Here is an 18,990-nt window from a genome sequence, read left to right on the forward strand (position 1 = left end):
GCCCGGGTCCTCGTCGGTGTCAGTTCCGGTCCGTGGCCGAGGTGGCCGCCGGGCTGTCGCGCTGCGGCGGGACGCGGGCGTCGGGGTGGGGCAGGGCGGGGCGCGGGCCGGGTTCCTCGCCCTCGGTGGGGGCCTTGACCAGGGCCCGTAACGCGCGGACCTCCTGCTCCAGCGCGCGGTGGCGTTCATGGGCGTCGTACAGGTAGCGGACCTTGGTGCGCAGCGCCCAGGGGTCGATGGGCTTCATGACCAGGTCGGCGACGCCGAGCGCGAAGGCGGTGGCGGTCAGTTCCTGGTCCGCGCCGAAGCCGGTGAGGAGGAGGACCGGTATGTGCTGGGTCTGTTCCACTCGCCGCATGTAGCGCACCACGTCCAGGCCGCTGACGCCGGGCATGCGGACGTCCAGGAGCAGTAGGCCGACCTGTCCGCGGAGCACCTGCTTGAGCGCCTCGTCGCCGCTGGTGGCACGGGCCAGTCGGTAACCCAGTGGGGCCAGGGCGCTCTCCAGCGCGTACAGCGTGTCCTCGTGGTCGTCGACGATGAGGATCTTGGCATCCGACGGCATGGCCCGACGTCCCTCCCGCGTGGACATCCAGAGTATGTCCGGGGGCGCTGACGGGAGTGCGTGTCAGCTGGCATACGGTGCACAGCGCAGCATGCCCCGCCCCGGGCCCCCGTGTCACTCCCTCGGGAGGGTCTGTCTCCATCCGGTCCTCACATTTGTGTCGTCCGCGCCGCTGGACGGCATGCGTCAAGGGCGGTGCGCCGTCGGCTCGGTGCCGTTGAGCGTGTCCTCGGCGATGCTCTCGTGGTGCCTGATCACTTCGGCGATGATGAAGTTGAGGAGCTTCTCCGCGAACGCGGGGTCCAGCTTGGCGTTTTCGGCGAGGGTGCGCAGCCGGGCGATCTGGCGGGACTCGCGCGCCGGGTCGGCGGGCGGGAGCTGGTGCTTGGCCTTGAGATGGCCGACCTGCTGGGTGCATTTGAAGCGTTCGGCGAGCATGTGGACGACGGCCGCGTCGATGTTGTCGATGCTGTCGCGCAGCCGGGCGAGCTCCTCGCGGACGGCGGGGTCGACGCCGCTGGGGGACGTGTTGCTGGTCATGAGCGCCCAGCCTACGGGGCCGCTTCAGGTGATCGTTCGTTCGATCACGGGTGGATCGTCGGGGTCGGGGACCTGGTTGCTCCAGCCGCCGGGGACGGTGCGGCCCTGCTGGGCGCGGAAGCGGACCGGGGCCATGCCGACGCGGCGGGTGAACAGGCGGGAGAAGTAGGCCGGGTCCTCGTAGCCGACCCGGCGGGCGATGGCGGCGACGGGCAGCTCGGTGGCGGCGAGGAGCTCCTTGGCGCGGCCCAGGCGGATGCCGAGCAGATAGTCCTTGGGGCTGCACCCGGCGCCGCGCCGTACGGCGGTGCGCAGTTCGGCGAGGGTCATGCCGTGCCGGGCGGCGTGGTCGGCGACCGTCAGCGGCAGGCAGGCGTCGCGGGCGAGGGCCTTGAGGACCTGGTCGCCGTCGGGCGCGAGGTCGGCACGCGCGCGGCGCAGGGCGACGAGGAGTTCATGGACTGCGGCACCGGTCTCGACCTCCAGGAGCGGGTTGTCCCGGCGGGCGGCGCGCGCCATGCGCCCGATGACGGCGCGCGGGCCTGAGGCGTCGGAGAGGGGCACGACGGGGCGGTCCGGCTCGATGTAGCCGAGTTCGGTGTACGAGGCGGTGGCGGGCCCGGCGAAGTCGACGAAGCCCTCGTCCCAGCCGGTGCCCGCGTCGGGCGCGTAGTGGTGCGGGACGCCGGGGGTGAGCCACAGCAGCGCGGGCGCGGTGACGGGCGTACGGCGGCCGTGGGGGTCGGCGTACCACCCTGCGCCGGTACTGATCACGACGGCGACATGGTGGTCCAGGACCCTGGGCCCGACGGTGGGCAGGGCCCCGTACTGGAGGCCGACGCCGAGACAGACGAGGCCGAGCCGGTGATGGGCCGGGCCGGGTGTGAAGAACCGCATCCAGGTGTGGTACATCCGCGGCCCCTCTCACTGCGTGCGGTTTCCGTCCAAGCAGCGCCGATCTTTGTCCATGGACCCTGACCTGCGCCAGGGGCGAGGGTGGGCCGCATGAGCGAGTTCACGGTGGGGGACGACGACTTCCTGCTGGACGGGCGGCCGGTGCGGCTGCTGTCCGGGGCGCTGCACTACTTCCGGGTGCACGAGGCACAGTGGGGGCACCGGCTGGCCATGCTGCGGGCGATGGGCCTCAACTGCGTGGAGACGTACGTGCCGTGGAACCTGCACGAGCCGGCGCCGGGCCACAGCCGGGATGTGCGGGCGCTCGGCCGGTTTTTGGACGCGGCCCGGGCGGCCGGGCTGTGGGCGATCGTGCGGCCGGGTCCGTACATCTGCGCCGAGTGGGAGAACGGCGGGTTGCCGTCCTGGCTGACGGCGGAGGTGGGCGCACGCGCGCGTACGCGTGACGAGCGCTATCTGGGGTACGTGGCGAGCTGGTTCTGGCGGCTGCGGCACGAGATCGTGCCTCGGCAGATCGACCGCGGCGGACCGGTGATCATGGTCCAGGTCGAGAACGAGTACGGCAGCTACGGCTCGGACGCCGAGTATCTGCGCCGCCTCGCGGACCTGCTGCGCGAGTACGGTGTCACGGTCCCGCTGTTCACCTCGGACGGCCCCGAGGACCACATGCTCTCCGGCGGCTCCGTCCCGGGGGTCCTGGCGACGGTGAACTTCGGCTCGCACGCGCGTGAGGCGTTCGAGACGCTGCGCCGGCACCGCCCGGACGGTCCGCTGATGTGCATGGAGTTCTGGTGCGGCTGGTTCGACCACTGGGGCGGCGAGCATGTCGTACGGGATCCCGGGGACGCGGCGGCGGCCCTGCGGGAGATCCTGGAGTGCGGGGCGTCGGTCAACCTGTACATGGCGCACGGCGGCACGAACTTCGCCGGCTGGGCGGGCGCCAACCGGGGCGGCGGCGCGCTGCACGACGGGCCGCTGGAGCCCGATGTGACGTCGTACGACTACGACGCCCCGATCGACGAGTACGGGCGCCCCACGGCGAAGTTCTGGGCCTTCCGGGAGATCCTCGCCGGGTACGCCGACGGCCCGCTGCCCGAAGTCCCTTCCGCGCCCGCGCCGTTGGGGGCGTCGGCCGAGGCGGACGTGACCGACTGGGCGCCCCTGGGCGACGTACTGGAGACGCTGGGCGGCGCGGAGGCCTCCGGCCCCGTCCCGCCCACGTTCGAGGAACTGGGCGTCGAGCGGGGCCTGGTGCGCTACGAGGTGACCGTGCCGGGTCCGCGGCAGCCGTGTCCGCTGACGGTGCGCGGGCTGCGGGACCTCGCGGTGGTGTACGTCGACGGGGAGCGGGCCGGGGTGCTGACCGAGGACGACGCGTGCCTCAAGGAGCCCGTCGCCGGGTACGCGCGCGTGGAGCTGTGGGTGGAGTCCCTGGGGAGGGTCAACTACGGGCCGCGGCTGGGTGAGCGCAAGGGGATCACCGGGGGCGTCCTGCACGAACGGCAGTACTTGCACGACGTACGCGCGCGTGGGCTGCGGCTGGAGGCGCTGGACGACTTCGAGAAGGTCCGGGGGGTGCCCTCACGGGAGCTGCCCGAGGACGGCGCCCCGGGTCTGTACCGGGGCACCGTCACGGTGCGGGGTGCCGGTGACGCCCGTCTGGAGCTGCCGGGCTGGACCCGCGGCTTCGTGTGGATCAACGGCTTCGGCCTCGGCCGCTACTGGTCGACCGGCCCGCAGCGCTCGCTGTACGTCCCCGGTCCCGTCCTGCGGGAGGGCGGCAACGAGGTGTGGGTCCTGGAGCTGGAGGGGACGGCCCGGTCGGGGTCCGGCGAGGCCGGTGCCCCGGTCCTCCGGGCCGTCTGACGCACTCCTGACGCGGCGGCCGCCTAGAGGGCGTTCGCCGCGCGGGCTATGTCCTTCGCGAAGGTGCTGACCTCCGTGTAGACCCCCGGCACACCGCTGCGGGCGCAGCCGTCGCCCCAGCTGACTATGCCGACCTGGATCCACTTGTTGGCGTCGTCCTTGCGGAACATGGGGCCGCCGGAGTCGCCCTGGCAGGTGTCGATGCCGCCGCTCTGCCAGCCGGCGCACAGTTCCTCCTTCGACACCAGCCGGTTCCCGTAGTGCCGCTTGCACACGCGGTCGGCGACGAAGGGAACGGTGGCCTTACGGAGCTTGGTCGTGCCCGTGCCGCCCCCCTCCACGGTGTCGCCCCATCCGGCGATCGTGAACATGCCGCGGTTGTAGCGGTCCGTGGTGGCGATCTTCAGCGTCGGCTTGTCGATGGGCCGGGCGAGCTTGATCAGCGCCCAGTCCTTGCCGGTGCCGTCGTAGCCGGGGGCCACCTTGACCTTCTTCGACTTGACCTTGATCGCGGCCGAGGAGTCGAGGTCGTTGACACCCGCGGTGACGGTGATGCTGGTGTTGTTGCCGGAGCCCTCCATGCAGTGGGCCGCGGTCAGGACGACGTCCTTCTTGTAGAGCGCCCCGCCGCAGCCCATGGAGAGATGGACCATGAACGGGAACTCGTTCTGCGCGGCGGGCGTTCCACCGACGACGCGGGTGGACGCGGCGTTCGCGCTGAGGGGCTGGAGGGAGGCGATCGTGAGCGCGACGGCACCCACCGCCGCCGCTCTCTTGGCCAGGGTCATGCCGCTTCTTTTCGGCGAGCTGTGGGTCAACATACGTCCTTTCATGGCGTGTTGAGCGGCCCGCAGTATGAAGATCAGGTGGCATGGTTGACAAGGACGGATCTCACGTCCCGGGTGTGGAACCTCGCCGGGGAAAAACCCCTCACATCCCCGTAGAGTGGAATCGGGTTCCAGGCGTCTTGGGGGTACGGGCGTGGCGAACGGCGGACCGGTCCAGCACGGCTTCCCACACCTGGAGACGGTGCGGGCCTCGATCACCGCGCTCTACAAGCGGCTGTCGTACGACACCGTCCAGACGTTCGCGACCAGTGTGGCGCCGGCCGACGTGGCGTTCTGCGACACGGACGATCTGTACCTGGGTGCGCAGCGGGTGGCCCGCGAACTCGTCCGGCACTACCGCCTCCCGGACGCCCGGCTGATCGTCGGCTTCCGCGAGATGTCCCACGCGGCGAACGTCGAACTCGCCGCCGGGCCGGAGTACTTCGTCGAGCTGAACGACCGCTTCCGCACGCATCGCCGGGACATCGGGGCGGCCCTCGCCCATGAGGTCGCGCACGTGTATCTGCACCGCCTGGACCTGTCCTTCCCCGGCACGCGGGACAACGAGATCCTCACGGACACGGCGACGACGTACCTCGGCGCGGGCTGGCTGCTCCTCGACGCGTACCGGGAGGACGCGGCGTCCTCGCAGAAGCTGGGGTATCTGACTCCGGAGGAGTTCGGGTACGTGCTCGCCAAGCGGGCGCTGGTCTTCGCCGAGGACCCGTCGGTGTGGTTCACCAGTCCGCAGGCGTACACGGCGTACGCGAAGGGTCTGGCCGAGGCCCGGCGCGACGAGCGGCAGCCTCCGCTGACGGCTGCGGGGTGGGTGGGGCGCCGCCGGTACGCCCGCGACCGGCGTCACGCTCAGGACCACCAGGGGGCCGGGGTCCTGCCGGGGGTGCCGTACGCGTTCACGCCGGACGGGCGGGGGCCGCTGCGGGTGTCCTTCCCGTGTCCGACGTGTCAGCAGCGGATTCGGGTGCCGGTGCGGGGGCGGGTTCGGGCGCGGTGCGGGTTGTGCCGGACGGTGTGGGAGTGCGACACATAGGGTTTCCTCGCCCCCGCCGCCCCTACCCGTCCCATCCCTGGGGGCCGCCGCCCCCAGACCCCCGCTTCGGCCCTGAACGGGCCCCGCTCCTCAAACGCCGGACGGGCTGAACAACCAGCCCCTCCGGCGTTTGAGGAGCGGGGTCTGGGGCGGAGCCCCAGAAGGATGGGGCGGGTAGGGGCGGCGGGGGCGAGGAACTCTTACGCGCCGTACACCGCCCCCGGCACCCCCGCCTCCCCCACCAACTTCACCACCGCCGCCCCCACCCCCTCCGGCGTCCACCGCGCCCCCTGGTCCACGGTCGGCCCCGCCCGCCACCCCTCCATCACGGTGATCCGGCCCCCCTCCACCTCGAAGACCCTCCCCGTCACCCCCTCACTCACCGCCGATCCCAGCCAGACGACCAGCGGGGAGACGTTCTCCGGAGCCATGGTGTCGAAACCCGCGCTCGGGGCGGTCATCGTCTCCGCGAAGGTCCGTTCCGTCATGCGCGTGCGCGCCGCCGGGGCGATCGCGTTGACCTGGACGCCGTAGCGGGCGAGCTCGGCCGCCGCGACCAGGGTCAGGCCGAGGATGCCGGCCTTGGCGGCGCTGTAGTTGCCCTGGCCGAGCGAGCCCAACAGGCCCGCGCCGCTGCTCGTGTTGACGATCCGGGCGATCGGCGTGCGGCCCGCCTTCGCCTGTGCCCGCCAGTGCGCGGCCGCGTGCTTCAGGGGAAGGAAGTGGCCCGTGAGGTGGACCCGCACGACGGCGTCCCAGTCGTCCTCGTCGAGGTTGACCAGCATCCGGTCGCGCAGGAATCCGGCGTTGTTGACGAGGGTGTCGAGGTGGCCGTACGTCTCCAGCGCGGCCGCCACCAGGGAGGCCGCCCCGGCGCCGGTCGCCACGTCCCCGTCGTGCGCCACCGCCTCGCCGCCCGCCGCGCGGATCTCGTCGACCACCTGCCGGGCGGGGCTGTCGGCGGCCGGGGTGCCGTCCAGACCGACGCCGAGGTCGTTGACGACGACCTTGGCCCCCTCGGCGGCGAACGCGAGCGCGTGCGCGCGGCCCAGCCCTCGGCCCGCGCCCGTGACGACGACGACCCGTCCCTCACACATCCGGCTCATGTCATGCCTCCTTGTTGACCGTCGCGGCGTCCAGGAACACGGGCCGCTCACCCCCGCCGTGCACGAGCAGGCTCGCCCCGCTGATGTAGGCGGCCGCGTCGGAGGCGAGGAAGACGGCGGCCGCGCCGACGTCGGCCGGTTCGGCGAGGCGGCCGAGCGGGACGGTGCGCGAGACGTTCGCGAGGCCGTCCTCGCCCCCGTAGTGGAGGTGGGCCAGCTCGGTGCGGACCATGCCGACGACCAGCGTGTTGACCCGGACCTCCGGCGCCCACTCCACCGCCATCGAGCGGGCCAGGCTCTCCAGTCCGGCCTTCGCCGCCCCGTACGCCGCCGACCCGGGCGAGGGCCGGCCGCCGCTCACGCTGCCGATCATCACCACCGACCCCCGCACCCGCTTCAGGTGCTCGTACGCGGCCAGGGACGCCGTCAGCGGGGTGACGAGGTTCAGCTCGATCACGCGCGCGTGCCGCTCGGCCTCCGCGTCCGTCAACCGCCGGTACGGCGTGCCACCCGCGTTGTTGACGAGGACGTCCAGGCGGGGCAGGGCGGCGAAGAAGGCCCGTACGGCTTCCGGATCGCGGAGGTCGAGCGGCCTGAACTCCGCTCCTGGCAAAGGCACTTCGGGCGGTCTGCGCGCACAGACCACGACGTCCGCGCCGGCCTCGGCGAAGGCCCTCGCCGTCCCCGCGCCGACACCGCGCGTACCGCCCGTGACGACCACGACCTTCCCGTCCAGCCCCATCCCCGGCTACCCTTCACCTAACAAACGTTTGGTGGAAAGGTAGCTGATGCGGCCATGGGTGTCTCCACCTCGTCCCCGGAAAAGGGGACCGGAAAGGATGGGATCGCCGTCGTCACGGTCGATTTCCCACCGGTGAACGCCCTGCCGGTGAGCGGCTGGTCCGCCCTGGCGGACGCCGTGCGGGCGGCGGGCCGGGATCCGGCGATCCGGTGTGTCGTCCTCGCGGCCGAGGGGCGCGGGTTCAACGCGGGCGTGGACATCAAGGAGATACAGCGAGACGGGCACAGTGCGCTGATCGGCGCCAACCACGCCTGCGCGGACGCCTTCGCCGCGGTGTACGACTGCGAGGTGCCCGTCGTGGCGGCCGTGCACGGGTTCTGCCTGGGCGGCGGCATCGGGCTGGTGGGGAACGCGGACGCGATCGTGGCGAGCGAGGACGCCGTCTTCGGGCTGCCGGAGCTGGACCGTGGAGCGCTGGGCGCGGCCACCCACCTGGCCCGGCTGGTCCCGCAGCACCTGATGCGCGCGCTGTACTACACCTCGCGCACGGCGACCGCGGCCGAGCTGCACACCCACGGCTCGGTGTGGCGGGTGGTGCCGCGCGAGGAACTGCGCGCCGCCGCACTGGAGTTGGCGTGCGAGATCGCCGCGAAGGACGGGCAACTGCTGCGTCTGGCCAAGGCGGCCATCAACGGCATCGATCCCGTCGACGTGCGCCGCAGCTACCGCTTCGAACAGGGCTTCACCTTCGAGGCCAACCTCAGCGGGGTGGCCGACCGGGTCCGTGACACCTTCGGCAGTGGGCAGGAGGGGGCGTAGTGAGTGACAAGACGATGACCGCCGACGAGGTCGTCTCCCGGCTGCACAGCGGCATGACCCTCGGCATCGGCGGCTGGGGCTCGCGCCGCAAACCGATGGCCCTGGTCAGGGCCCTGCTCCGGTCCGACATCACCGACCTCACCGTCGTCTCGTACGGCGGCCCGGACGTCGGAATGCTGGCCGCGGCCGGAAGGATCCGCAAGCTCGTCGCCGCCTTCGCCACCCTCGACTCCATCCCCCTCGAACCGCACTTCCGCGCCGCCCGCGAACGTGGTGCCTTCGAGCTGATGGAGATCGACGAGGCGATGTTCATGTGGGGACTGCACGCCGCCGCGAACCGGCTGCCGTTCCTGCCGGTGCGGGCCGGGACCGGCTCGGACGTGATGCGGGTCAATCCCGGTCTGCGGACGGTGATTTCGCCTTACGACGACGAGGAGACCTTCGTGGCCGTGCCCGCCCTGCGTCTGGACGCCGCCCTGGTCCACGTCAACCGCGCCGACCGGCTGGGCAACGGGCAGTACCTGGGCCCCGACCCGTACTTCGACGACCTCTTCTGCGAGGCGGCCGACGCGGCCTACGTCTCGTGCGAACGGGTCGTCGACACGGCCGAGTTGACGAAGGACGCGGCCCCGCAGACGCTCCTGCTCAAGCGGCACACGGTGACGGGGGTCGTCGAGGTGCCGAACGGCGCGCACTTCACGTCCTGCGCCCCCGACTACGGCCGGGACGAGGCCTTCCAGACGACGTATGCGACCACGCCCTGGCCGGAGTTCGCGGCGCGGTTCCTCGGCGGGGACGAGCAGGCGTACCAGTCGGCGGTCGGGGAGGGGTCATGACGGAGGTCACCCGCACGCCCCTTCTCCCGCCCACCCGCGCCGAGTACTGCGTGATCGCCTGCGCCGAGGCCTGGCGCGGTGCCGGGGAGATCCTGGCGAGCCCGATGGGCCTGATCCCGTCCGTGGGGGCCCGGCTGGCACGGCTCACCTTCGCGCCGGACCTGCTGCTGACCGACGGCGAGGCGATGGTCGTCCGCCCGGACGGCACGACCGAGGGCTGGCTGCCGTACCGGCAGCACCTGGCCCTGGTCACCGGTGGCCGGCGGCACGTGATGATGGGCGCGAGCCAGATCGACCGGTACGGCAACCAGAACATCTCGTGCATCGGCGCATGGGAGCGGCCGAAACGGCAGCTGCTGGGGGTGCGGGGCGCGCCCGTCAACACCCTCAACAACCCGACCAGTTACTGGGTCCCGAGACACTCCCGACGGGTGTTCGTGGAGAAGGTCGACATGGTGTGCGGCGTGGGATACGACCGCGCGGCCGGAGCGCGCTTCCACCGCATCCCGCGCGTCGTCTCCGACCTCGGCGTCTTCGACTTCGCCACACCCGACCACGCGATGCGTCTGGCCTCACTCCATCCGGGAGTCACGTTGGAGGAGGTCAGGGAGGCGACCGGGTTCGATCTGGTCGTCCCGGACGACGTGCCGCCGACCCGCGAACCCACCGCCGACGAGCTGCGCCTCATCCGCGAGGTCATCGACCCGGCCAACACCCGCGCCCGGGAGGTCGGTGCGTGATGGAGACACCGCTGACCCGGCTGGTCGGGGTCCGCCACCCGATCGTGCAGACCGGGATGGGCTGGGTGGCGGGCCCGCGGCTGGTCTCGGCGACGGCGAACGCGGGCGCGCTGGGCATCCTGGCCTCCGCGACGATGACCGTCGACCGGCTGCGTGAGGCGATACGGGAGGTCAAGTCCCGTACCGAGGCCCCGTTCGGCGTGAATCTGCGCGCGGACGCCTCGGACGCCGGCGACCGGGTCCGCGTCATGATCGACGAGGGCGTACGCGTCGCGTCCTTCGCCCTCGCGCCCTCTCCTGAGCTGATCACCGAGCTCAAGGAGGCGGGCGTGATCGTCATCCCCTCGATCGGCGCCCGCCGGCACGCCGAGAAGGTCGCCGCCTGGGGCGCGGACGCGGTGATCGTGCAGGGCGGAGAGGGCGGCGGCCACACCGGGGAGGTGGCGACGACGGTACTGCTGCCGCAGGTCGTGGACGCCGTGGACATCCCGGTGGTGGCGGCGGGCGGCTTCTTCGACGGACGGGGACTGATCGCGGCGCTGGCCTACGGGGCGGCGGGCATCGCCCTGGGCACGCGCTTCCTGCTCACCTCGGACTCGACGGTGCCGGACGCGGTGAAGGCGCGGTATCTGGCGGCGACGGTCAAGGACGTGACGGTGACGCGAGCGGTCGACGGGCTGCCGCACCGGATGCTCCGTACGGAACTGGTCGACACCCTGGAGCGGTCCGGCCGTGCGCGGACTCTCTTCCAAGCGGTCCGCAGGGCGGCGGGCTTCCGGAAGCTGTCCGGCACGAGTTGGCTCCGCATGGTCCAGGACGGTCGCGCGCTCAGGCACGGCAAGGACCTCACCTGGAGCCAGGTCCTGCTCTCCGCCAACACCCCGATGCTGCTCAGGTCGGCGATGGTGGACGGCCGTACTGATCTGGGAGTGATGGCGTCCGGGCAGGTCGCCGGGTTGATCGACGACCTGCCGTCGTGCGCGGAGCTGGTGGAGCGGATCATGAAGGACGCGGAGAAGGCACGGGAGCGACTGACGGGCTTCTGGCAGCCCCCCGTCACAACCTCTCGATGATCGTCACGTTGGCCTGTCCTCCGCCCTCGCACATCGTCTGGAGCCCGAACCGACCGCCCGTGCGCTCCAGTTCGTGCAACAGGGTCGTCATCAGCTTGACCCCCGTCGCCCCCAGCGGATGCCCCAGAGCGATCGCCCCGCCGTTGACATTGACCTTGTCAGGATCCGCGCCGGTCTCCTTCAGCCAGGCCAGGACGACCGGCGCGAAGGCCTCGTTGATCTCGACGAGGTCGATGTCGTCGATGGACAGGCCGGTCTTCTTCAGGGCGTGGGCGGTGGCGGGTATGGGCGCGGTGAGCATACGGATGGGGTCCTCCCCGCGCACCGAGAGATGGTGCACCCGGGCCCGGGGCGTGAGCCCGTGTTCGCGCACCGCCCGCTCCGAGGCGAGCAGCATCGCCGCCGCGCCGTCGGAGACCTGCGAGGAACAGGCGGCCGTGATCGTGCCGCCGTCGATGACCGGTTTCAGCCCGGCCATCTTCTCCAGGGAGGTGTCGCGGCGCGGCCCCTCGTCGACGCTGATCTGGCCGTAGGCCACCACCTCCCGTTCGAAGCGCCCCTCGTCGATCGCCCGCAGCGCCCGCCGGTGGGAGCGGAGCGCGAACTCCTCCTGGTCCTGCCGGCTGATCCCCCACTTCGCGGCGATCATCTCGGCGCCGGCGAACTGGTTGACCGGCTTCTCCCCGTACCGCGCCCGCCAGCCCTTGCTGCCCGCGAAGGGGCCCGCCGTGAGGCCGAGCGGCTCGGCGGCCTGCCGGGTGGCGAAGGCGATGGGGATCATCGACATGTTCTGCACGCCACCGGCGACCACGAGGTCCTGGGTGCCGGACAGCACGCCCTGCGCCGCGAAGTGCACGGCCTGCTGCGAGGACCCGCACTGCCGGTCCACGGTCACGCCCGGCACCTCCTCGGGCAGCCCCGCCGCCAGCCAGCAGGTCCGCGCGATGTCCCCGGCCTGTGGCCCGACGGCGTCCAGGCAGCCGAAGACGACGTCCTCGACGGCGGCCGGGTCCATGCCCGCGCGCGAGACGAGTTCCTTGAGCACATGCGCGCCCAGGTCGGCCGGATGGACCCCGCTGAGCCCTCCTCCGCGCCGCCCCACGGGCGTACGGACCGCTTCGACGATGTAGGCCTCGGCCATGGCAACTCCCTCACGGGTAAGGGCACTTCAACGGCTTCCGACGGCTATTCACGTACGGCGATCCCGTCCAGCACCATCGACAGGTACTGCCGGGCGATCTCCTCCGGGCTGTGCTGTCCGCCGGGCCGGTACCAGGACGCGGCGACCCACACCGTGTCCCGCACGAACCGGTAGGTGAGCCGGACGTCGAGTTCGGACCGGAACACCCCGGCCGCGACCCCGCGCTCCAGCGTGGACAGCCACGCCTTCTCGAACCTGCGCTGCGACTCGGCGAGGAACGCGAACCGCTCCTGCGCCACCAGCTGTCTGTTCTCCTTCTGGTAGATCGCGACGGCGGCACGGTGCCGGTCGATCTCCCGGAACGACTCGGTGACCAGCGCCTCCAGCGTCTCGCGCGGGCCCAGCCCGGCCTCCAGGACGGCGTCGTAGCCGCTCCACAACTCGTCGAGGAACGAGCTGAGGATCTCTTCCAGCATCGACTCCTTGGAGTCGAAGTGGTAGTAGAGACTGCCCGCGAGCATGCCCGCGTGGTCGGCGATCTTGCGTACGGTGGTGGCGTTGTAGCCCTGCTCGGCGAAGACCTCGGCGGCGGTGTCGAGGAGTTCGCGGCGGCGCGCCTGAGCGGCGGCGGCCGCGGGCTTTCCGGTGGCGGTCACCTGGGGCTTCTTCTTGGTCGGCACGGGTCCATTGTCGTCCTAGGCGTGCTGGCTGCTGACGGAGACGATCTCTCCGGTCATGTACGAGGAGTAGTCCGAGGCCAGGAAGACGATGACATTGGCCACCTCCCAGGGCTCGGCGTACCGGCCGAAGGCCTCGCGGGCCGTCAGTTCCTCCAGGAGTTCGGGGGTCGTCACCTTCGCGAGGTGGGGATGCATGGCGAGGCTCGGGGAGACGGCGTTGACCCGCACCCCGTACTCGGCCGCCTCGATCGCCGCGCACCGGGTCAGCGCCATCACGCCCGCCTTCGCGGCCGCGTAGTGCGCCTGTCCGGCCTGGGCGCGCCAGCCGACGACGGAGGCGTTGTTGACGATCACGCCGCCGGTGTCCCGCATACGGCGGAGGGCGGCCCGGGTGCATCTGAACGTGCCGTTCAAGGTCACGTCGAGGACCTTCGACCACTGTTCGTCGGTCATGTCGACGAGGGGTGAAGTCCCGCCGAGACCGGCGTTGTTGACGACGACGTCGAGCTGTCCGTGCTCGGCCACGGCCGCCTCGAACAGCGCCCGCACCTGCGTCTCGTCGGTCACGTCGCAGGGCAGCGCGGCCACCGACGCCGCGCCGAACTCCCCGGCCAGCTCCGCCCCGTGCTCCTTCAGCCGCCGCGCGTGCGCGTCGCTGATCAGCACGCGCGCGCCCTCTTCGAGGAAGCGGCGTGCGGTCGCGCCGCCGATGCCCGCGCCGGCTGCCGCGGTGATGACGGCGGTGCGTCCGCGGAGCAGTCCGTGCCCGGGAACGTACGTCGGCGCCTCGACGTTTGTCATGGCAGCACGCTAACCTACCAAACACTTGTTAGGGAAGAATGGAGAGGAAAGGACGGTGGCGGTGGACCTCACGCACTCTCCGGCCGACGAGGCGTTCCGCGCCGAGGCCCGCGCCTGGCTGCGCGCGCATGTGCCGCCCGATCCGCTCCCGTCCCTGGAGACCGGGGAGGGCTTCGCCGCACACCGCGCGTGGGAGGCCGAACTCGCCGCCGACCGCTGGTCGGCGGTGAACTGGCCGGCGGCGTACGGCGGCCGGGACGCCACGCTTGTGCGGTGGCTGCTGTTCGAGGAGGAGTACTACGCGGCGGGGGCGCCGGGCCGCGTCAACCAGAACGGCGTCAGCCTCCTCGCCCCGACCCTCTTCGACCACGGCACCGAGGAGCAACGCGCGCGGGTGCTGCCGCCCATGGCCACCGGCGAGGTGGTCTGGGCGCAGGCGTGGTCGGAGCCAGAGGCCGGTTCCGACCTGGCGTCGCTGAAGTCGAGGGCCAGGCGCGCGGCGGGCGGTTGGCTGCTGTCCGGCCAGAAGACGTGGTCCTCTCGCGCGGCCTTCGCCGACCGCGCCTTCGGCCTGTTCCGCACCGACCCGGACGCCCCGAAGCCCCACCAGGGCCTGACCTACCTGATGTTCGACCTGCGCGCCCCCGGTGTCACGGTCCGTCCCATCGCCCGCCTCGACGGCAGGCCCGCCTTCGCCGAGCTGTTCCTGGACGAGGTGTTCGTACCGGACGAGGACGTGATCGGCGAGCCGGGCCAGGGCTGGCGCATCGCGATGTCGACGGCGGGCAACGAGCGAGGTCTGATGCTCCGCTCCCCGGGCCGTTTCCTCGCGAGCGCCGGCCGGCTTCATCGCCTCTGGCAGGCACAGGGCAGCCCGGAGAGCACGAAGGACCGCGTGGCCGACGCCCTGATCGGTGCCCGCGCCTACCAGCTCTTCACCTTCGCCGCCGCCTCCCGCTTCCTCGACGGCGAGTCGCTCGGCCCCGAGTCCAGCGTGAACAAGGTCTTCTGGTCGGAGTACGACATCGCACTGCACGAGACGGCCCTCGATCTGCTGGGCACCGAGGGCGAGTTGGCTGACACGGAGTGGGCGGAGCGCTACGTCTTCTCGCTCTCCGGACCGATCTACGCCGGGACGAACGAGATACAGCGCGACATCATCGCCGAGCGGCTGCTGGGCCTGCCGAAGGGACGACGCTGATGCGAGGGGGGCTCCGCCGACTCCAGGGCAAACGCGCCGGGCACCGTGAGCCCCGCCTCCACGCAAGAACCTTCGGCGCCAAGAGAAACACCCCGAAAACCCGAGAACCCCGCGCTGACGCGGAAAGGATCAACCCGGCCACCGAAGGGACCCCGCTGATGCGCTTCCTCCTCGACCCCGAGCAGCGTGCCTTCGGCGACTCGCTGAATGCCATGCTGGCGGCCGCGGACACGCCCTCCGTCGTACGGGACTGGAGCCGGGGCGAGCATGCGCGGGGCCGGGCGCTGTGGTCCCGCATCGCCGAGGCGGGGGTGTTCGCGCTGGCGGTTGCGGAGGCGTACGAGGGGCTGGGCCCCCGGCCCGTCGAACTCGCCGTCGCCTTCGTGGAGTTGGGGCGACACGCAGTGCCGGGTCCGTTGGTGGAGACGGTCGCGGCGGCGATCCTGCTCGCCGATCTGGCGGACCCCGGCCCGGCCGAGCGGCTCCTGCCGGCGTTGGCGTCCGGCGAGGCCGTGGCGACGCTGGCGTGGAAGGGGCCGTACGCCCTGGACGGCGACGTGGCCACCACCCGCCTGGCCCTCACGCGACCAGGCCTGCTCCTCTCTCCCGGCCACGGCCCCGTCCGCCCCTCCCTGGACCCGGCCCGCCGTCTCACCCCCCTCGAACCCGGCGGCGAACTGCTCGGCCGCGACCCGGCCACCGCCCGCGCCCTCGCCTACGCCCGCCTCGCCACCGCCGCCCAAGCCCTCGGCGTCGGTCAGGCCCTGCTCGACAGGACGGTCGCCCATGTCGGACGGCGCACCCAGTTCGGGGTCCCCATAGGCTCGTTCCAGGCCGTCAAGCACCGGCTGGCCGACGCGAGGATCGGGCTGGAGTTCGCCCGGCCGCTCCTGTTCGGCGCCGCGCTCACCATGGCGCCCGCCGACATCGCCGCCGCCAAGGTCACCGCCTGCGAGGCCGCGTACGCCGCCGCCCGTACCGCGCTGCAGTTGCACGGCGCGATCGGCTACACGGCGGAGTACGACCTGTCGCTGTGGCTGACCAAGGCCCGCGCCCTGCGCACCGCCTGGGGCGAGCCGGACGTATGCAGAGCCGAAGTGCTGCGTGCCCACGCCCTCAGTGGTGATCGCCGCTGGTGACCTCGCGGTACTCCTCCACCGTCGGCTTGGCGATCCGCGTGTGCGGCCCGAACATCGCCCGCGCCAGCCGGGCCCGCACCCGCTGCGTCGGGCCGACCCGGCGCCGGACGCCGTTCGCGTCGACGAGCGGGCCGATCTCGTACGGCGGGTCCTGCTCGTGCTGGGTGAGGGTGAACAGCTGCGCCTGTGAGAGCGGCTCGTGGACCTCGATGTACGCGCCGTGCGGAAGCCGCTTGATGGTGCCCGTCTCCCTGCCGTGCAGCACCTTGGCCCGGTCCCGGCGCTGCAGCCCGAGACAGACGCGCTTGGTCACGTAGTAGGTGAGGACGGGCACGACGAAGACCGAGATCCGCACGAACCAGGTGATCACGTTGATGGACAGATGCAGGTGCGTGGCCACGATGTCGTTGCCGCCGCCGATCAGCAGCACCGTGTACAGGCTCAGCCAGGCCGTGCCGAGGCCAGTGCGCACGGGCATGTTGCGCGGCCGGTCGAGGATGTGGTGCTCGCGTTTGTCACCGGTGATCCACGCCTCGATGAAGGGATACACGCCGAGCGCGAGCAGGATCAGCGGGAAGAGGGAGAAGGGGATGAAGACGCCCGGTTCCAGGGTGTGGCCCCAGAAGTTGATCTCCCATCCCGGCATCACCCGGATCAGGCCCTCGGAGAAGCCCAGGTACCAGTCGGGCTGGGCGCCCGTGGTCACCAGGTCCGGGCGGTAGGGCCCGAAGGCCCAGACCGGGTTGATGCTGGCGATGCCGCCCATGAGCGCCAGCACGCCGAAGACGAGGAAGAAGAAGCCGCCCGCCTTGGCCATGTACACCGGCAGGAAGGGCATGCCGACGACCGTCTTCTGGTCGCGGCCGGGGCCCGGGTACTGCGTGTGCTTGTGGTAGAAGACCAGGATCAGATGGGCGACCACCAGGCCGAGCATGATCCCGGGCAGCAGCAGGATGTGGATCGGGTAGAGGCGCGCGATGAAGTCCTCGCCGGGGAACTCCCCGCCGAAGAGGAAGAACGCCACGTACGTCCCGACGATCGGGATGGACAGGATCGCGCCGTGGGCGAACCGCAGGCCGGTGCCGGACAGCAGGTCGTCGGGGAGGGAGTAGCCGGTCAGGCCGGTGATGATGCCGAGCATCAGCAGGGTCCAGCCGAACACCCAGTTGAGCTCGCGCGGCTTGCGGAAGGCGCCGGTGAAGAACACCCGCATCATGTGCACGAGCATTCCGGTGACGAAGACCAGCGCCGCCCAGTGGTGGATCTGCCGCATGAGCAGCCCGCCGCGCACGTCGAAGCTGATGTCGAGCGTGGACTCGTACGCCCTGGTCATCAGGACGCCGTTGAGGGGCTCGTAGGTGCCGTTGTAGACGACCTCGTTGGTGCTCGGGTCGAAGAACAGGGTGAGGTAGACGCCGGTGAGGATCAGGACGAGGAAGCTGTAGAGGCAGACCTCGCCCAGCATGAAGGACCAGTGGTCCGGGAAGACCTTGCGCATATTGGCCTTGGCCAGGGCGAACAGCCCGAGCCGCCCGTCGGCCCAGTCGGCGATCTTCTCGCCCTTGCCGGGCGGTGCGGACCGCCGCGCATCCGTCCCGTCGTGCCCCGATCGTGCGCCGTCCATACGTCGTCGCCTCCCCGTGGGATCAACCACAGGGTGACATGGCCGTACCGGCTAGGCCAACGGGGCGAGCAGCCGGGTGAGCGACTGCCGCGAGCCCTCCAGACCGGCGATCCGCTCCTCGATCCCCTGCAGTTGCTCCAGCAACAGCGGTGTCATGCACGGCTCCACCTCTGCCTCGCTGCCGCAGACGCACTCCAGCACCTCACGGATCACCCGGGTGGGCAGACCGGCGTCGAGGAGGGTACGGATCCGGCGTACGGTCGCGGGCGCGTCGGCGTCGTACACCCGCTGTCCGCCCGGGGTGCGCTCGGCGGCGAGCAGGCCCTGCTCCTCGTAGTAGCGGAGCAACCGGACGCTGACGCCCGTCTCCCGGGAGAGCCGGCCGATCTTCAAGTGACCCCCCTCACATCGGCTTGAAGCTCACATCCATGTGAGCTCCTAGCGTCACAGCCATGACGAACGCGACGATATTCCAGCTCGGCGGCGACCTCCCGGTACGGCGGATCGGCTACGGCGCCATGCGGCTGGCGAACGCCCCGCACGAGCGCGCCGGTATGACCGCCCCGATCTGGACCGCCCCCACCGACCGTCCCGAGGCGATCGCCCTGCTGCGCAAGGCGGTCGACCTGGGCGTGAACCTCTTCGACACCGCCGACGCCTACGCCCTCGGCACCAACGAGGAGTTGCTGGCCGAGGCCCTGCACCCCTACCGCGACGGCGTCCTGATCGCCACCAAGGCGGGCGTCGTGCGGCCGAGCCCGACGGAGTGGATCACGCACGGCCACCCGGCCTATCTGCGCCAGCAGGCCGAGCTCAGCCTGCGTCGGCTCCGCACCGACCGCATCGACCTCTTCCAGCTGCACCGTATCGACCCCGAGTACCCGCTCGCCGACCAGATCGGTGCGCTGAAGCAACTCCAGGAGGAGGGCAAGGTCCGGCACATCGGGCTGTCCGAGGTGACGGTGAAGGAGCTGACGGCGGCCGAGCGGATCGCGCCGATAGCGAGCGTGCAGAACCTCTACAACCTGGCCGAACGCGGCCACGAAGAGGTGATCGACCACACCGTCGAGCGCGGCATCGCCTTCCTGCCGTACTTCCCGATCGCGCGGGGCGAGCACTCGGCCGACGGCAGCCCTCTCGCGCGGGTCGCCGAGGAGCTGGGCGCCACCCCGTCGCAGACCGCCCTGGCCTGGCTGCTGCACCGCGCCCCGAACGTGCTCCCCATCCCGGGCACCTCCTCCCCCACCCATCTGGCGGAGAACGCCGGCGCTCTCGGACTCGCCCTGACCGCGGAGCAGTTCCAGCGCATCGCCGGGTGATCCGC

At 71.6% G+C, this 18,990-nt stretch carries 20 protein-coding genes; 9 read left to right on the top strand and 11 right to left on the bottom strand.

Annotation, left to right across the window (positions count from 1 at the left end):
* Positions 1 to 19: 19 nt before the first annotated feature.
* The 3 genes from ABIE67_RS12950 to ABIE67_RS12960 all read right to left on the bottom strand — a co-directional run bounded on the left by ABIE67_RS12950 (position 20) and on the right by ABIE67_RS12960 (position 2,017).
* A complete protein-coding gene (locus tag ABIE67_RS12950; RefSeq protein WP_370256614.1) occupies positions 20 to 565 on the bottom strand; it encodes a two-component system response regulator in 546 nt (181 codons plus the stop codon).
* Between the two features lie 186 nt (positions 566 to 751).
* Positions 752 to 1,105 carry a chorismate mutase gene (locus tag ABIE67_RS12955; protein ID WP_370256615.1) on the bottom strand — a complete coding sequence of 118 codons (354 nt, stop codon included), beginning with the start codon at positions 1,103 to 1,105 and terminating at the stop codon, positions 752 to 754.
* Between the two features lie 24 nt (positions 1,106 to 1,129).
* Entirely contained in the window at positions 1,130 to 2,017 is an 888-nt protein-coding gene (locus ABIE67_RS12960) for a helix-turn-helix domain-containing protein (protein WP_370256616.1), read from the bottom strand.
* A 93-nt stretch (positions 2,018 to 2,110) separates the two neighbouring features.
* On the opposite strand from ABIE67_RS12960, the gene ABIE67_RS12965 reads away from it, so the two are divergent.
* Positions 2,111 to 3,886 (top strand): beta-galactosidase family protein, encoded by a 1,776-nt coding sequence (locus tag ABIE67_RS12965; protein WP_370256617.1) that lies wholly within the window; start codon positions 2,111 to 2,113, stop codon positions 3,884 to 3,886.
* 23 nt (positions 3,887 to 3,909) lie between these two features.
* Here ABIE67_RS12965 and ABIE67_RS12970 read toward each other — a convergent pair whose 3' ends face one another.
* Positions 3,910 to 4,674, bottom strand: coding sequence for a trypsin-like serine protease (locus ABIE67_RS12970; RefSeq protein WP_370256618.1), 765 nt, complete (start codon positions 4,672 to 4,674; stop codon positions 3,910 to 3,912).
* A 193-nt stretch (positions 4,675 to 4,867) separates the two neighbouring features.
* Between ABIE67_RS12970 and ABIE67_RS12975 the strand changes: the two genes are divergently transcribed.
* The gene (locus tag ABIE67_RS12975) at positions 4,868 to 5,764 is read left to right on the top strand and encodes a hypothetical protein (RefSeq protein ID WP_370256619.1); all 897 of its coding nucleotides are present in this window, start codon (positions 4,868 to 4,870) and stop codon (positions 5,762 to 5,764) included.
* A gap of 200 nt (positions 5,765 to 5,964) precedes the next feature.
* Here the strand turns inward: ABIE67_RS12975 and ABIE67_RS12980 are convergent, their stop codons facing one another.
* A complete protein-coding gene (locus ABIE67_RS12980) occupies positions 5,965 to 6,870 on the bottom strand; it encodes an SDR family oxidoreductase (RefSeq protein ID WP_370256620.1) in 906 nt (301 codons plus the stop codon).
* A 1-nt stretch (position 6,871) separates the two neighbouring features.
* A complete protein-coding gene (locus tag ABIE67_RS12985; protein WP_370256621.1) occupies positions 6,872 to 7,612 on the bottom strand; it encodes an SDR family oxidoreductase in 741 nt (246 codons plus the stop codon).
* Positions 7,613 to 7,666: 54 nt separating this feature from the next.
* On the opposite strand from ABIE67_RS12985, the gene ABIE67_RS12990 reads away from it, so the two are divergent.
* From ABIE67_RS12990 to ABIE67_RS13005, 4 genes are read left to right on the top strand one after another with little or no spacing between them, the layout of a single operon-like run.
* Positions 7,667 to 8,431: an enoyl-CoA hydratase family protein gene (locus tag ABIE67_RS12990; protein ID WP_370256623.1), complete on the top strand. Its 765-nt coding sequence runs from the start codon at positions 7,667 to 7,669 to the stop codon at positions 8,429 to 8,431.
* The gene (locus ABIE67_RS12995) at positions 8,431 to 9,267 is read left to right on the top strand and encodes a CoA transferase subunit A (protein ID WP_370256624.1); all 837 of its coding nucleotides are present in this window, start codon (positions 8,431 to 8,433) and stop codon (positions 9,265 to 9,267) included. Before ABIE67_RS12990 ends, ABIE67_RS12995 begins: the two co-directional genes overlap by 1 nt.
* Positions 9,264 to 10,007 carry a CoA-transferase subunit beta gene (locus tag ABIE67_RS13000; RefSeq protein ID WP_370256626.1) on the top strand — a complete coding sequence of 248 codons (744 nt, stop codon included), beginning with the start codon at positions 9,264 to 9,266 and terminating at the stop codon, positions 10,005 to 10,007. Before ABIE67_RS12995 ends, ABIE67_RS13000 begins: the two co-directional genes overlap by 4 nt.
* A complete protein-coding gene (locus tag ABIE67_RS13005) occupies positions 10,007 to 11,080 on the top strand; it encodes an NAD(P)H-dependent flavin oxidoreductase (RefSeq protein WP_370268518.1) in 1,074 nt (357 codons plus the stop codon). Before ABIE67_RS13000 ends, ABIE67_RS13005 begins: the two co-directional genes overlap by 1 nt.
* Here the strand turns inward: ABIE67_RS13005 and ABIE67_RS13010 are convergent.
* The 3 genes from ABIE67_RS13010 to ABIE67_RS13020 are packed head-to-tail and all read right to left on the bottom strand — an operon-like array spanning position 11,064 to position 13,702.
* A complete protein-coding gene (locus ABIE67_RS13010; RefSeq protein WP_370256627.1) occupies positions 11,064 to 12,221 on the bottom strand; it encodes an acetyl-CoA C-acetyltransferase in 1,158 nt (385 codons plus the stop codon). The genes ABIE67_RS13005 and ABIE67_RS13010 overlap by 17 nt on opposite strands.
* Positions 12,222 to 12,265: 44 nt before the next feature.
* The gene (locus tag ABIE67_RS13015) at positions 12,266 to 12,901 is read right to left on the bottom strand and encodes a TetR/AcrR family transcriptional regulator (protein WP_370256628.1); all 636 of its coding nucleotides are present in this window, start codon (positions 12,899 to 12,901) and stop codon (positions 12,266 to 12,268) included.
* A gap of 15 nt (positions 12,902 to 12,916) precedes the next feature.
* The gene (locus ABIE67_RS13020; protein WP_370256629.1) at positions 12,917 to 13,702 is read right to left on the bottom strand and encodes an SDR family oxidoreductase; all 786 of its coding nucleotides are present in this window, start codon (positions 13,700 to 13,702) and stop codon (positions 12,917 to 12,919) included.
* A gap of 61 nt (positions 13,703 to 13,763) precedes the next feature.
* Here ABIE67_RS13020 and ABIE67_RS13025 point away from each other — a divergent pair, with 61 nt between their 5' ends.
* A complete protein-coding gene (locus ABIE67_RS13025) occupies positions 13,764 to 14,903 on the top strand; it encodes an acyl-CoA dehydrogenase family protein (protein WP_370256630.1) in 1,140 nt (379 codons plus the stop codon).
* Between the two features lie 158 nt (positions 14,904 to 15,061).
* Positions 15,062 to 16,042, top strand: coding sequence for an acyl-CoA dehydrogenase family protein (locus tag ABIE67_RS13030; RefSeq protein WP_370256632.1), 981 nt, complete (start codon positions 15,062 to 15,064; stop codon positions 16,040 to 16,042).
* Here the strand turns inward: ABIE67_RS13030 and ABIE67_RS13035 are convergent.
* Complete coding sequence (locus tag ABIE67_RS13035) at positions 16,020 to 17,666, bottom strand: cytochrome bc complex cytochrome b subunit (protein WP_370256633.1); 1,647 nt, start codon at positions 17,664 to 17,666, stop codon at positions 16,020 to 16,022. The genes ABIE67_RS13030 and ABIE67_RS13035 overlap by 23 nt on opposite strands.
* Positions 17,667 to 17,717: 51 nt before the next feature.
* Positions 17,718 to 18,059 carry a MerR family transcriptional regulator gene (locus ABIE67_RS13040; RefSeq protein WP_370256634.1) on the bottom strand — a complete coding sequence of 114 codons (342 nt, stop codon included), beginning with the start codon at positions 18,057 to 18,059 and terminating at the stop codon, positions 17,718 to 17,720.
* Between the two features lie 59 nt (positions 18,060 to 18,118).
* On the opposite strand from ABIE67_RS13040, the gene ABIE67_RS13045 reads away from it, so the two are divergent.
* Complete coding sequence (locus ABIE67_RS13045; RefSeq protein WP_370256635.1) at positions 18,119 to 18,985, top strand: aldo/keto reductase; 867 nt, start codon at positions 18,119 to 18,121, stop codon at positions 18,983 to 18,985.
* Positions 18,986 to 18,990 lie beyond the last annotated feature (5 nt).

Source organism: Streptomyces sp. V4I8 (genome assembly GCF_041261225.1).
Lineage (GTDB): Bacteria > Actinomycetota > Actinomycetes > Streptomycetales > Streptomycetaceae > Streptomyces.